Here is a 14058-nt window from a genome sequence, read left to right on the forward strand (position 1 = left end):
AGTTTCACTTGGTTTCAAGGCCTGATTTTGACTCGAATTTCACCAATTCAGGCTGAATCTCCATACCTGAACGTGCAGTCTTTAAACCTTCCAAAAGCACCTTTTCACCATCGGAAAGCCCTGATGAAATGACATATAAATCTCCATAAGAAAAGTCAACCTGAATTAATTTTCTCTCAAGGGTATTTTCTGCATTAATCGTGTAAACAAATAATTCCCCCTGTAATTCAGATACACAACGTTTGGGAATCAGTATGCTGGCTTTATTACGTTTTATGGTAGTCCTAATTTTTGCGAATTGGCCAGGTCGAATTAAAAGGTCAGGATTGGGGAAAGTAGTCTGGATCAAAACTGCTCCAGTTTCAGGGTTGATGCTTCTATCTATAAAATCAAAACTTCCAGGCAATTCATAGACTGTTTGATTCGAAAAAACCAAATTAAAGGTCAGTTCATAGCCCTCATGCATCACCAACTTCTCCTGAACATCTATTACAGCCCTGGCCAATAACAAGTAATCATTCTCTGAAATAAAAAATCTAACGTGGACAGAATCAATTTTTGATACAGTATTTAATATGACCGGATTAGGTGATCTGCCCACAAACTCACCTATCTTGGCCTCTGACTTCCCAATTATACCGCTAATAGGAGATGTAATCCGAGTATACCCCAATTCTATCTCAGCCATTTTTAATTCGGCTTGGGCAGCCCTAAATTTATCCATTGCCCCTTGATAATAAGCTTCAGACTCATCAAGTTCCCTTTGGGAAACTGCATTAATTTCGGCAAGGGGCTTGATCCTTTTCAAATTGTTCTCTGCATTGATTACTTCTACTTCGGAGGCCGCAACCATGCTCTTTTGGGCCAGCACTTTTTGCTGATAAACTTGGGGATCTATGGTATAAAGGTGCTGACCCTTTTCTACTCTCGAGCCTTCCTTAAATTCCATCTCCTCCAAAAAACCCTCTACCCTAGTTCTAACTGGAATATCAAAAAATCCATAAACCTGCCCTACATGCTCATTGTAAAGAGGAACATTTGACTTTTGTACTTCTACTACCTTTAAAGAGGGAATTGGCATTTGGGCTTGCTTTTTGGAATCCTTGGAACAGGCCATCAGGAGAAGCAATAAAGCTATGTAAAGAGATTTTTCCATAGTCAGCTAAGATTAACACACAGCCTTTCAAACACTCCTTATGGCTTGGGTGACCAAAAGCAGGGTGTATAAACAAACATTGATAATTCCATGTGACTTAACAAAGCAAATAGGACTAGCTTTGTAAATAATTATAATTTTGAGCAATATTTCACCTTCTTAAAAATACTACTTGAAGCTAGTTTCTCGAGGTTTTAGCCCCTTCCTTAAAAATAAAAAAGCTACGAAACAAAGTTTCATAGCCTTAGTCAATTAAACAATAAACCCATTGGCAAGTAGGGACCATTTTCCATTAAAACAAGGATGTTAAAAAGGGACTTCAACTACTCCCCTTTCTATTTTACCTGAATTAAGGACATAGATGCCAATCCCATGATCCCACATTCAACTTACCTTATAAATATAGGTGTTTTTCCTGTATCTGCCCATACTTAACACATATATTACATTTTCAAAACGACATTAATTAATTTTTTTCATTATCGCTATTATAAGACATACCATAACAATTAATGAATATTCTTCCTTTAGATTCAGGAGGAATACATTGATTTTTCATCAGATCAACCATAAAGACAAATGATATAATGTCCAAAATCGATCATATTGTGTACGATTCCAAGACAAGAAAATCCAAGAATCCGTAGTATTAATGCTTCAGCCCATTGGCATAATTTTAGAAGCCCCAAAAGTGACATATCAATTATATAACATGAATTTATTTCTGAATTTAGTTCTTTGGACCATCCTTTTCGTACTATGCTGGCCATTGGCCATTATCCTTATATTTCTATATCCATTTGTTTGGCTGATCCTACTGCCATTTAAGTTGTTGGGTTGGGGAATAGACTTAAGCCTTTCATTGATAAGAAATATATTTATGCTTCCGTTTAGGGCCATTAAATAAGCTAATTCCCAAAGCCATAAGATCCCTTGCTCCAAATTGCGGGGATTTTTTTGTAACTTCTTGTCTGTATATATCTACTCTAAAAGACATTGGACCATGAGCACTGAAAGGAAAATTGCATTGATCACTGGAGGCAGCAGAGGGCTTGGTAAAAACATGGCGCTTAGAATAGCAGAAAAAGGACTAGATGTAATAATTACTTACAAAACCCATAAAGAGGCTGCCTATCAGGTGGTCAAAGAAATACAATCCTTAGGTCAAGAAGCTGATGCCTTACAGTTGGACGCTTCCAAAACCGCCACTTTAGATGGATTTGTTGCCCTTTTGTTGGAAAGCTTAAAAGTTAATTTTGAAGAAGAAGCCATTGATTTTTTAATCAATAATGCAGGAATAGGACTCAAGAGTCCTCAAGGTCATACCGAAGAAAAGGTGTTTGATGAATTAATGAATGTCCATTTGAAGAGCGTGTTTTTTATAAGCCAAAAGTTGATACCTTATATGAAAAACGGTGGTGGAATCATTAATATTTCTACCGGACTTACCCGCTTTGCCATCCCTGGATATTCCCTATACGCATCAATGAAAGGGGCCATTGAAGTTTTAAGCCGCTATCAGGCAGTAGAACTAGGTTCCAGGGGTATCCGATCAAATGTGGTTGCTCCAGGACCTATTGAGACAGATTTTGAAGGTGGAGCTGTCAGAGATAATAAGGAAATCAATCAGTTCATCTCTCAATCCAATGCTCTTGAAAGAGCCGGTCTTCCTGAGGATGTAGGAGGAGTTGTGGCCTTTTTATGTACTGAAGATGCAAAATGGATAAATGCCCAGAGAATTGAAGTTTCTGGTGGACAGAATTTATAGTCCCAATGTTCATAATATTCTGACCACTTTGGTATAGTTGTTTATTAAACCTCTTATCTTCAAATTCATTTAATCAATTTCATATAAATAAATATCCCAAGCTGATTCCTCATTTTTGAAAACCTTGAGCAAATCTACTTTTTCTTCTCCCACAAATGGATCAGTACTCAGCAAATATTTGCAGCCCAATTCCTTTAAAGCCACAAAATCATACTTTACATTTTCCAGCTCCACTCTATCAAACCATTTGCATCGAAGGAAATTATCTCCCTGCACATGATTAAACAAATAGCACTTATTGCCCCAACCAACAAAATGGCCATATAGCCCTTCTGGATCTCCCGGCTGCAACTCATTTTGCAGCACTTTGAAAAAACGATGTTTATAAGTCAAAGGATAATTCCCTGTATACCCATCAATGCTATGTACCCCGTTATAAGTGGCCACAGCAGGATGTAAACCAAGGCTTCCCACTTTATAACCAACCTCTTCTTTCCCTTCAAGGAAAGCCTTTATTTCTTGAAATTGATCAACAGCATAAAATTCCCTATAAGTAGGGTAATGCTCTCCTTTTCCAGTCAATGGCTTTAAAAATTTATTGCGATAGTTATCGTCCAGAACTAGGATGTTATAGCAAAACACCAAACCCACAAGCCCATAAAACAAGCATTTATACCTGACATATCCCTGGTCAACTACCATAATAAAAGCCAGTACCAAAATAGGAGCAATAAATAACACATACCGGTCATAGCTAAAAGTATTCATTAGCTTCAGTATAGATACCTGCTCCACAAAAGGAGTGTATTTTATTAAAGAGGCACTAATTGCCAAGAAAAAACCAAGCAGGAATAAGTTGAATATCAACTTAGACCTCATATCCCATTGATTGATTCCCTTAAAAAGCTTAAAAATTAAAAACACCAAAATGACCAAGACAGGTAAAGGGCTGAACATCGCTCCGTGTAAGTTTCCCTTCGCCAAATGCTGCCAGATAACGCCAAAAAAGTCTTGATGATAATAGGCAAAGTCATACATATTATACTCCACCCTGTGAGGAATGAACCAATCCCTTCCAAAAAAGTAAATTGCAAATAATCGATAATTGAACAGGCAGTAAATCAGGGTAAACAAGCTAAGTGCAGCCCAATATCCCCAATTCATTCTTTTATGCTTTAGCAAGTGACTAACTCCCCAAATAAATAGGGCTAGACCAACAAAAAAACCATGCAGGTGAAGTAGAGAATAAAAGCAGTAAAACAGAATCAAACCAACATCAATAAAACGCAGCGAGTTTCCTTTATTCAGCCTATAAAACACATAAAAGATCGTTGGATAAAAAGCCGAGCCTATTCCCGATTCGGGCCAAAATGGAAGAGTAGCCCATAGCAATCCATATAAATAAATGGGGCCATTAAGCCATTTCCCTGTCACCTTTGTCAAGAAATGATAGGCACTGATATAGGCTGTCAAATGAATGAGCAGTTTATTCAATATTATTGCCTTATAGGGCTCAAAAAAATAGAACAACCAGGTTTTAAGGTACCATTCACTAGCAAATACTCCCCTTGGCAAGCAGTCAATCATGCCAGTAATCTCAAAATTATTTGGCTTAAATACAGCCTTTTGATCAACCAGCAACTTATACCAAGGAATCACCAGTTCCAAATAATCATTGGCATACCAAACGCTATCCTGTCCTAGAATGATATAGGGAGACATGAAAACAAATACCCCAATAATTCCCCACCAGAAAGTGTTGCTGGCTTTTAAATCGAAAGAAAAAGATTCATTGGGCATATTAATATTTCAAGGGAATTACGGTGATCATTAAAAAATCGATCTGGTAAAGATAGCATTTGATTTACTATAGGAATAATAACATAGTGCTAAGTTTCACATGTTTTACTTCCATGGGCTAATAATTTTAATTTGTCTTTCTGTTCTTTTCTATTGATAAAAAGGACCAAACCTGCCTGTTGCAGGCAGGAATCTAGGCCTGTGGAATATCCTTCAAATTGGCCATTTTAGTTTTAGATAATGTTCCTTTTTCCCCAATTTCATTTTGAATAATTGCTTCTGGTTAAAAATGAGTTAGCTTACTCGTACACTTCGCAAGCTAACTCATTTTCTTAACACCTTACACAATTGTTCAAAACCGGATATTCCAAGGGCCGTCTTTAATGATCTGCTTATAATTTACTGCTTTGTCAAACCTACGAATAACACTCCGAAAGCTTATAAAATAGATCGTTCTATCAGATAAGAACAAAAAAGCCGCAATAATGAATATATTACTGCGGCCAATTTTATCGATTCTAGCTAATTACACTTTATAATAATCTTCCCATCCCTTTCTTGGAGGCTCTCCTACCAATAGATCATTGGCCAAGGAATTATTGGTGATTACCTTTTTCTCTCTGTCAAACTTTAATTTGGTATTCAAACGCTGCGCCAAGGTTCCAAGTGTAAATACTTGGCTCAATGGGCCTGCCACTTCAAATGGAGATCTTGTTTTCTCCTCACCTTTGCAAGCTAACAAGAAGTTTTCAAAATGATCAGATGGACTTTCAGGAACCACAGGAAGCTTACCAGCCATGTCCTTAGCTGCTTCTTCTGGAATAATCGAAAGCGTACTTGAATGGGATCCACCTTTAAAGGTCAAATCTTTACCATAAATAATTTTTCCTGGATTCAATTTAGAAGGTTGGATTTTCCCGTTACTAGCTGCAGGGATATTGGCATCCAATTCAGAGTTTCCATAACCTGCTGGTACCTCGGGAACATTATCCACTCCATCATACCAAGTAACCGTCAACTTCGGATGTTTACCTCGTTTAGGGAACTTAAAGGCCAAAGTAGTTGATTGGGGATAGAACAATTTATTATAACCTTCAATTTTTACTGGGTCAACTTCATATGGCAATCCGCAGTCTAAAAACTGATGGAAGGCATCCATAATATGAGCACCCCAGTCTCCCAAAGCTCCCATACCAAAGTCATACCAGCATCTCCACTGTCCATTTATAAAGTCCTTATTATAATCATGAGGCTGTGCAGTGCCCAACCAAGTATCCCAGTCCATAGTAGAAGGAATTGGCTCTGCTGCTGGGAAACTACTCATATTGGTATCCCAACCATGCCATCTCCGTGCACTGTTCATATGACAAGTGATCTTTTTCACATCCTTGATCACACCAGCATCCACCCAGGATTTAAACTGAAAATAATTGGCTCCAGAATGCCCTTGGTTACCCATCTGAGTCACCACGCCATATTTATCAGCAGCCTTCATCAGCAATTCAATTTCATTGAAGGTCCTGGCCAAAGGTTTTTCAACATAAACACCTTTACCTTCTGACATGGCATGCATGGTAATAGGAAAATGTGAAAAATCAGGAGTTCCTACGGTCACCGCATCAAACTCCCCTCCCACTTTATCAAACATATCCCTAAAATCCTGGAACCTATGCGCCTTTGGATGCTTGTTCATTTGGTCCAAAGTATGCTTTGCTCCCATGTCTACATCACAAAGGGCAACAATATTGGCCATTCCTGTGTTTTGTATGGCATTCATCACCTGCCCTCCTCGGTTACCTATACCAATGCACGCTAAGTTCACCTTATCACTAGGTACCACAGAAGCTCTTCTAATCAATTCGCCAGTTTTGCTTCTTATTTCAGGCTTGGCAAAAAGTACATGGCTTGGCACGATGGTTACAGCCCCAAAAGCCAATGCTCCTCTTTTTAAAAATTTCCGTCTTTCATTTTTCTCTTTCGAGCTTGGTTTGCTAAAATCCTTCTTCATATTTTTTGGTTTATGATCAATCCTATTCTAATTATAGAACAGAGATTTATTGGTGGTTTATTGTAATAAAATTCAGGTTCCCAAGATTAACACCCCTAAAGTCAACAGTTTATACAATCACCCTTTTACCTAATAAAATCAAAAGATAAGGGTAAAGTGCAATAATAAAATAGCATTATCCATTTTTATTTAAAATATTCATAGGAGCACCTACCTTGAATTTCAACTAGTTTTAAAACTAATGATTCTTTATAAATAAATACAAAAAACTTACACAAATAGAGGCTTATAATTTACAAATGGTTAATAAACAAAAAAGGAGGCTTACGCCTCCTTTAATATATTTATCGCGCAATTTGAAACTTACTTTCCTTTCAATTTTGATGCAGCTGCCTCATCGGCAAGCCAAAGCAATTCACCATCTACAGGCTCGATCAATTGGGAAGGATAAAGTTCGTAATTGGATTCCCCTTCCAAGACCTCATAAAGTGCATTGGATTTATTTTCTCCAAAGACAAAGAAGACAATCTTTTTGGCCTTATTGATCAAAGGAGCAGTCAAGGTTATTCTATAAATATCCTTAGCTTCCAAGAAATAGCCTTCCACCCATTTCTCTCTTTCTTCCAACACCTTGGTTCCAGGGAATAAAGAAGCGGTATGCCCATCATCTCCCATGCCCAAAAGAATCAAATCAAAGACACCATCTTCTCCCAGCACTTTCTTCAAATATCCTTCATATTCAGCTGCCCTTGCTTCAGGTGTGATACCTGCCGCCCACATCGGATATATATTTTCCTTTGGAACTGGCACATGGTTTAACAAAGTACCATAGGCCATACCAGCATTACTTTGCTCATCCTCCAAAGGCACCCATCTTTCATCGCCCCAGAAAACAAATACCTTATCCCAGTCTACCTGGCTCTTGTATTGTTCCTCAGCAAGTAATTTGTACAATTGAACCGGCGAACTCCCTCCAGTAAGGGCAACAGTAAACTTGCCTTTTTCCTCGATTGCCGCCTTGGCCGAATTAACAAATAATTTGGCGGCTACTTCTCCAAGCGCTGCCGGGTCTTTATGAATATTGATCATTTTAAGCATTGTTTTTAGTCTTTCTGAAGATTGGTAGCCCAAACATGGCCATCCTTGGCTATCAATGCCTCAGCATTTTCAGGTCCCCAAGCTCCCGCTGCATAGTTAGGAAAGTCCAATGAAGGCCTATTCTCCCAAACATCCAAAATAGAATCAATCACATCCCAAGCTTCTTCCACCTGATCGGAACGCATAAACAAGGTAGGGTCCCCTCTCATGGCATCCAGTAATAAGGTTTCATAAGCCTCAGGCGTTTGGGTGCTGCAGGCATCATAATCATAGATCATATCTGCCTGATTCAGGTTCATCTCCAAACCATGCTGCTTAACAGTAAACCTCAATCTGATATCCATTTGAGGCTGCAAGTTAATGGTCAACCTATTAGGCATTACACTATCTCCCTGCTCCTTAGAAAAGGTTGAGTGAGGAACTGGTCTAAACTGAATGGTCACTGAAGAAGTCTTCACTGGCATTCTCTTACCTGTTCTTAAGTAGAAAGGAACTCCCTGCCATCTCCAGTTATCCAAGTAAAACTTGATTGCAGCATAGGTCTCAGTACCAGACTTTGGATCTACGCCATTTTCTTCCCTATAACCGGGAACTTTCTTTCCTTCTACCCATCCTGGTCCATATTGACCACGAACAGCATATTTATGTACCTCTTCAGGATTGATTCTTCTTACAGCACGCAAGACATCAGCCTTTCTGTTACGGATCTCCTCTGCCTCAAAAGAAATAGGAGCTTCCATGGCTACCATACACAAAATCTGCAAAAGATGGTTCTGGATCATATCCCTAAGGGCACCGGAACCTTCATAGTATCCTCCACGGTCTTCCACCCCTACTTGCTCAGCCACGGTAATTTGTACAGAATCGATATAATTTCGATTCCAAAGTGGCTCAAACAATGCATTGGCAAACCTGAAAGCAAGAATATTTTGCACGGTTTCCTTACCCAAATAATGGTCTATCCTATAAATCTGCTCCTCCTTAAAAGTCCTACGGAGCATTTCGTTAAGCTCAATGGCAGTTTCCTTATTGGTACCAAAAGGTTTCTCAATAATGATCCTGTCCTTCAAATCATCACAGGCCAAACCAGAAACACTAAGGTTAGTGGTGACACTTTCGATGAATCTAGGAGCCACAGAAAGATAAAAAAGCCTATTTGCCCTGACACCCCATTCCGCATCGATTTGGTCCATTTCTTTGGCCAATTCTTCATAGGAACTTTGGTCATTAATATTGGACTGGAAATAGCTGATGGCAGGATTGAATTTCTCCCAATTTTCTTTTTCGGGCTTTCCATTTCTGGAAAATTCAGTCAGACCATCAAAAAGCCTTTGCTTATAGGCTTCATCATCCAGCTCGGTTCTTCCCAAACCGATAATGGCAAATTTGCTCGGCATCCACCCATCCAGGAACAGATTGTAAAAAGCTGGTACCAGCTTACGCTTGGCCAGATCTCCTGTACCTCCGAAAATTACAATAATGGTAGGGTCTGCCTTTTTCGTTGTTTTCATTTTTTAATGCTTTAGATTAATCCCTCAGCTCGATCTCCCTACTCCCACTGCGCGTGGAATACCCCTTCTTTGTCAATGCGCTCAAACTGGTGCGCACCAAAGAAATCTCTCTGAGCTTGGATTACATTTGTCGGTAATATCTCACTTCGGTAAGAATCAAAATATCCCAGTGAAGCCATAAATGCAGGAGCAGGAACTCCTTGGTCTACAGCTATCTTCACTAGTTCTCTTATATCTTTTTGCTTATCAACTAAATCCTGGCCGATTTTTTCATCCAACAACAAATTAGGCAAATCAGCATTTCTACCGTAAGCCTGCCTGAAGTCTTCCAAACATACAGCTCTAATGATACATCCTCCACGCCAGATTTTGGCCACTTCCTCCAAGTTCAATCCATAATCATACTCTTTGGAAGCTATGCTCAACTGTGCCATCCCCTGTGCATAGGTTGTAATCATGGCAAAGTAAAAAGCATTTTTCAACATATCCAAAGAAGCATCCTTTTCAACTACAGGATTCCACAATAAAGTTTTGCTGGCACTTTCTCTTTCTTCTTTGAATTTGGATATATCTCTCATCAATACAGCCACATCGATCACTGGCACAGGAGCCTGCAAATCCATGGCATTTTGTGAAGTCCATTTCCCGGTACCTTTTGATCGGGCACGGTCTGAAATCAAGCTGACCAAGTGCTTTCCTGTGGTTTCATCCACCTTCTTAAGCAATTTGGCTGTGATTTCAACCAAGAAAGATTGCAATTCACTTTGGTTCCAGGCTTCAAAGACTTCCTGGATTTTGGCATCATCCAAGCCCAGTCCCCTTTTCATGATATCATAGGTCTCTGCAATCAACTGCATGATACCATATTCGATACCATTATGCACCATCTTTACATAATTACCAGCTGATCCTCTACCCAAATAGGTAACACAAGGTTCTCCGTCCACTTTTGCAGCGATAGCCTCAAAAACAGGCCTTAACCTTTCATAGGCTTCAGCATCCCCTCCTGGCATCATACTAGGACCAAATCTTGCCCCCTTTTCTCCACCGGAAATCCCCATTCCAAAGAAGTGAATTCCCTTTTCAGCCAATTCATTGAACCTTCTGTCCGTGTCAGGGAAATAGGAGTTTCCTCCATCCACTACTATATCACCTTGATCCATGAATGGCAACAATGAAGCAATGGCAGCATCCACGGGCTTGCCAGCAGGCACCAATAGCATAATGGCTTTTGGATTTTTCAGGGATTTGATAAAATCTTCTGCAACGGTAAATCCCTTCACCTGATGTCCCTTGGCAGCTTCTGTTTCGAGCGAAAGTGCTTTTTCTTCGTCCAGATCAAGTCCTGCCACTGCAAAACCATGATCTGCCATATTGAGCAGTAGATTCCTGCCCATAACACCCAAGCCCACTATACCAAAGTCGTATTGTCCCATTTCTTTTACTCTTTACTATTATTTTTTTGGTTCTTCTTTTTTTGTCGATTGACTAAAAGCCTTCTCCAATTCATTTACTTTATTCAGACGTCTTTGGAATCTTTCCTTCTCCACATACTCTGACTGTATAAAGACAGCCACTAACTCCTTGATCAAGGCCGGACCGATGACCCTGCCCCCCAAACACATCAGGTTCATATTATCATGCTCCACACCTTGGTGGGCAGAATAGGGTTCAGTGATCAATGCTGCTCTTACCCCTGGCACCTTATTGGCTGCCACGGAAACGCCTACCCCACTTCCACATATCGCAATCCCTTTTTGCACCTCGCCATTGGCTATGGCCAAGGCCAAAGGTTTTACCACATCCGGATAATCATCTGCCTCATCAAATTCATGGGCACCAAAATCAATCACCTCATATCCATTCTCCGTTAGAAATCGAAAGATTTGTTGTTTCTGGTCGAATCCACCATGATCAGCAGCTATTCCTAATTTCATCTCACTTTTGTTTTTTGGATGTGTATCTTCATACGAATTTGACATCCGATTTTTCCCTAATTCTAAAGAAGCCCCAAAAATAGGCTTTTTTTAATATAATCTTATCCTTTTTTGCTTGCAATCACCCTTTCACTTTTGCCATTTTGGATGGTTTGAAAGGGAGAACAAAAAAAGATGTTGACAAAACTAAAGAATACAGGTGGAAACTCCGAGAATTCGTAATGAAATAGCCAAACATTTAGAAAATAATTAACAAAATGACCTTTAACTGATCTAAACCAAAAACAAAACTTATTGACAACCATTAAAAAAAATCCCCATCAATAACTATTTAAGGTAACAGTCTTTCTAATACATTGTATTCGGATTCGCTGATTTCTTGGGGATCTGCTGGATAGCATCCCAGTGTTCGCATATTTTTCCATTTTCATCAAACCGGAAAAAGTCCATTGTTACATACTGGTCATTCTCAGGCCAAATCTGATGTGTATGCAAGGCCACTAAATCATCTTCGGCAATGCACCTTACAAATTCAATGGACTTTTCCGGATATTCCGACTGCATCTGCTCAAAATATTCAATGAAGCCTGAAAACCCATCAGCCACATCGGGATTATGTTGGACATATTGCTCACCAACATAAAGTTCCACTGCCTTTTTGGGGTATCCTTCATAAGCCATTTTATAAAATGCTATCGCATTTTCTTTATTTTCTGATAAACTCATATTTTAAATAGCTTTTGTTTTTAGATCTGTGAAAAAGGGGCTTTACAAAACACAGACTTATAACATTTGGTTTGATGATCTCTTCGATATTGGCATTAAGGAGAAAACCCCTTTAAGTACACCGCATTACACAGCTTTCGCTAATAAGACTATTTTAAGCCATTAACATACTGAATGTACCCACTTTTCTCCAGCACTTCTTTGACAGGTAAATCATAAATATCTTTCCAGGAATCAGGGCCATGTTCGTTTACATAGAAATCTATTATTCTAAAGCCCAACCAATAAAACAAGGTTTTCGGCGCGTTCATTTCATTGCCCAATTTCCTTAAAGGATCTTCATCGCCTTTATAAAAGAAATAGGGAGCACATTTATTGTAAACTTCTTTCTCATGTTGTAAATACCAATCCAAGTCTTCTTCTGTCATTTGTTCAACCGCCTGGGCTTTTGTGATTTCTCCATCAAAATACTTGTAGGTATAGTAGCAGGCAAAGCCTTCGTCAATTGTTAACCTTAAAGGAGTATCCTTGTTTGGGTCATTTTCTCTTGTAGGTTCGTAAATAAAATGATTGAATTCATGAGGAATACCTTCTTGAACCATACTTATTACATCGAAGTTATTGTCTAGCAGATCCAAGATAAACGCATCATTTTCCATGCCTCCAAATCCAATCCCCTCTACTGGTGCAAGGATGATACTTAACCTAATATTTTTTGGCGTATGTCCTGTTAGCGTTTTGATTCCTTTCAAGCTCTTTTTTAAGGTTGAATCAAATTCACTATCCAATAGCGCATTGACTCTTGATTCAATGGAGTCCCTTCTATTTTGAAAGATTTCTTTGTTCCATTTTATCATTCCCTGGGTAGTGGTAAACATTTCCCTATCGAATAAAACACCATACAGATCTTTCCAGATTTTAGGCTGCTTATTATACACCAGGTTAATTAACAGTGCACTGTCAAATAAGTCATTCTTATTCGCAAGGATTTGATATTTAAAAAGGTTATAGATGACAATATCATCTACTTTGATACTGTCGGGAACATTATCCACTTTTTCAAAAATCGAAGCCTGATTTTCATTTGTGCCTTTACCCTTTTCACTACAGCTTAGTGTGAAAATAAATAAACAGATTATTAAGATATAATTGGGATGTTTTTCATGCTTGATACTGTTGGTTATCAACTTTATGGCGGAACATTCGTAACCATTCATTTTAAACCAAATTTCAATTTCTGTAGATACTGATTTCCAGAATTACACCGAACTTGTTACTGGATCCAAGGTGATGTTAGAGGCTGATTACATTAACCTTTCATCACGAAGATGTTTTTTTATAGCCTGGAATATGGGTTTAAATCTATATGGAATTACAAACTCAGTTGTTGAAAAAGTTATTGATTTATTTTCATTATAATTAACCTCGAAATCTATTCGCCATCCATCCGTCTCTATTGGAACCATATTTGGATCGAGTTCTTTTATATTTGTCCACTTAAATAGGCTGTCTATTTCGTCCAATAACTTTTCATTAATTCTACCACTTTTTATCCCATAGGTTTTAGTATTGTACTTACCATTAAATACTTCGAATCCTTCACTATCTAATTTATAATCAAACTCCCAGCATAAATCTAAACACCTATAAGCGGCAATTGAGATAGAATTGAATTTTAAATCCTTATCGTGCTCTAATCTTCTTGAATAGTATTTGGTTATCACTCCATTTCTTCCAATTATCAAACTATCCCTTGTAAGGTTTTGTATTTCAATTTCTGAAGGGCCTTCAAATTCCTCAGTTACTATACGATTTTCAACAATTGAATATGGGCCGTTAACTAAATTCCCAAAATCACTTATCATATAAACTGTATCACCCTTAAATTTTAATCCCGACCAATCGTAAATCCATCCTGTCTTTAAAGGCACTTCCATCCAATCTCCTTCTAAGGAGATTGCTAATTCAGTATTCTTTTTTTTAGAACAGCTAAAGATTATTACAAAAATCAATGGGAAGTATTTCATTTTTCAGCTTGAATACAAGGGTTTGTG

The 14058-nt window shown here is 38.5% G+C and carries 11 protein-coding genes; 1 reads left to right on the top strand and 10 read right to left on the bottom strand.

The genetic code is table 11. The features are described 5' to 3' along the window. Positions 1 to 4: 4 nt before the first annotated feature. Complete coding sequence (locus KMW37_RS16745; protein WP_215225806.1) at positions 5 to 1156, bottom strand: efflux RND transporter periplasmic adaptor subunit; 1152 nt, start codon at positions 1154 to 1156, stop codon at positions 5 to 7. Positions 1157 to 2159: 1003 nt separating this feature from the next. Between KMW37_RS16745 and KMW37_RS16750 the strand changes: the two genes are divergently transcribed. Further along, positions 2160 to 2924, top strand: a complete 765-nt coding sequence (locus KMW37_RS16750) for an SDR family NAD(P)-dependent oxidoreductase (RefSeq protein WP_215225807.1) — start codon at positions 2160 to 2162, stop codon at positions 2922 to 2924. Positions 2925 to 2993: 69 nt separating this feature from the next. Here the strand turns inward: KMW37_RS16750 and KMW37_RS16755 are convergent, their stop codons facing one another. The 9 genes from KMW37_RS16755 to KMW37_RS16795 form a co-directional block, all read right to left on the bottom strand. After that, the gene (locus KMW37_RS16755) at positions 2994 to 4724 is read right to left on the bottom strand and encodes a DUF6044 family protein (RefSeq protein WP_215225808.1); all 1731 of its coding nucleotides are present in this window, start codon (positions 4722 to 4724) and stop codon (positions 2994 to 2996) included. A gap of 526 nt (positions 4725 to 5250) precedes the next feature. Then, positions 5251 to 6732, bottom strand: coding sequence for a Gfo/Idh/MocA family oxidoreductase (locus KMW37_RS16760; RefSeq protein ID WP_215225809.1), 1482 nt, complete (start codon positions 6730 to 6732; stop codon positions 5251 to 5253). Positions 6733 to 7095: 363 nt separating this feature from the next. Beyond that, complete coding sequence (gene pgl, locus KMW37_RS16765) at positions 7096 to 7821, bottom strand: 6-phosphogluconolactonase (RefSeq protein ID WP_215225810.1); 726 nt, start codon at positions 7819 to 7821, stop codon at positions 7096 to 7098. 14 nt (positions 7822 to 7835) lie between these two features. Then, a complete protein-coding gene (gene zwf / locus KMW37_RS16770; RefSeq protein ID WP_215225811.1) occupies positions 7836 to 9341 on the bottom strand; it encodes a glucose-6-phosphate dehydrogenase in 1506 nt (501 codons plus the stop codon). 38 nt (positions 9342 to 9379) lie between these two features. Then, positions 9380 to 10777: an NADP-dependent phosphogluconate dehydrogenase gene (gene gndA / locus KMW37_RS16775; RefSeq protein WP_215225812.1), complete on the bottom strand. Its 1398-nt coding sequence runs from the start codon at positions 10775 to 10777 to the stop codon at positions 9380 to 9382. Between the two features lie 18 nt (positions 10778 to 10795). Further along, complete coding sequence (locus KMW37_RS16780) at positions 10796 to 11278, bottom strand: RpiB/LacA/LacB family sugar-phosphate isomerase (protein ID WP_215225813.1); 483 nt, start codon at positions 11276 to 11278, stop codon at positions 10796 to 10798. Between the two features lie 348 nt (positions 11279 to 11626). Beyond that, a complete protein-coding gene (locus KMW37_RS16785) occupies positions 11627 to 12004 on the bottom strand; it encodes a nuclear transport factor 2 family protein (RefSeq protein WP_215225814.1) in 378 nt (125 codons plus the stop codon). A gap of 149 nt (positions 12005 to 12153) precedes the next feature. Continuing rightward, on the bottom strand, positions 12154 to 13221 hold the full coding sequence (locus tag KMW37_RS16790) for a DUF2268 domain-containing putative Zn-dependent protease (RefSeq protein ID WP_215225815.1): 1068 nt from the start codon (positions 13219 to 13221) through the stop codon (positions 12154 to 12156). Positions 13222 to 13308: 87 nt separating this feature from the next. Then, positions 13309 to 14031 carry a DUF6438 domain-containing protein gene (locus tag KMW37_RS16795; protein WP_215225816.1) on the bottom strand — a complete coding sequence of 241 codons (723 nt, stop codon included), beginning with the start codon at positions 14029 to 14031 and terminating at the stop codon, positions 13309 to 13311. Positions 14032 to 14058: the final 27 nt, after the last annotated feature.

The organism is Echinicola shivajiensis, from assembly GCF_018642165.1.
Classification (GTDB): domain Bacteria; phylum Bacteroidota; class Bacteroidia; order Cytophagales; family Cyclobacteriaceae; genus Echinicola; species Echinicola shivajiensis.

What these genes read in the sequence shown, in the direction of transcription:
- gndA (WP_215225812.1), bottom strand. Translation starts at nt 10,777, where the DNA reads ATGGGACAATACGACTTTGGTATAGTGGGCTTGGGTGTTATGGGCAGG.
- KMW37_RS16795 (WP_215225816.1), bottom strand. Translation starts at nt 14,031, where the DNA reads ATGAAATACTTCCCATTGATTTTTGTAATAATCTTTAGCTGTTCTAAA.
- KMW37_RS16785 (WP_215225814.1), bottom strand. Translation starts at nt 12,004, where the DNA reads ATGAGTTTATCAGAAAATAAAGAAAATGCGATAGCATTTTATAAAATG.
- KMW37_RS16750 (WP_215225807.1), top strand. Translation starts at nt 2,160, where the DNA reads ATGAGCACTGAAAGGAAAATTGCATTGATCACTGGAGGCAGCAGAGGG.
- KMW37_RS16745 (WP_215225806.1), bottom strand. Translation starts at nt 1,156, where the DNA reads ATGGAAAAATCTCTTTACATAGCTTTATTGCTTCTCCTGATGGCCTGT.
- KMW37_RS16790 (WP_215225815.1), bottom strand. Translation starts at nt 13,221, where the DNA reads ATGAATGGTTACGAATGTTCCGCCATAAAGTTGATAACCAACAGTATC.
- pgl (WP_215225810.1), bottom strand. Translation starts at nt 7,821, where the DNA reads ATGATCAATATTCATAAAGACCCGGCAGCGCTTGGAGAAGTAGCCGCC.
- KMW37_RS16755 (WP_215225808.1), bottom strand. Translation starts at nt 4,724, where the DNA reads ATGCCCAATGAATCTTTTTCTTTCGATTTAAAAGCCAGCAACACTTTC.
- zwf (WP_215225811.1), bottom strand. Translation starts at nt 9,341, where the DNA reads ATGAAAACAACGAAAAAGGCAGACCCTACCATTATTGTAATTTTCGGA.
- KMW37_RS16780 (WP_215225813.1), bottom strand. Translation starts at nt 11,278, where the DNA reads ATGAAATTAGGAATAGCTGCTGATCATGGTGGATTCGACCAGAAACAA.
- KMW37_RS16760 (WP_215225809.1), bottom strand. Translation starts at nt 6,732, where the DNA reads ATGAAGAAGGATTTTAGCAAACCAAGCTCGAAAGAGAAAAATGAAAGA.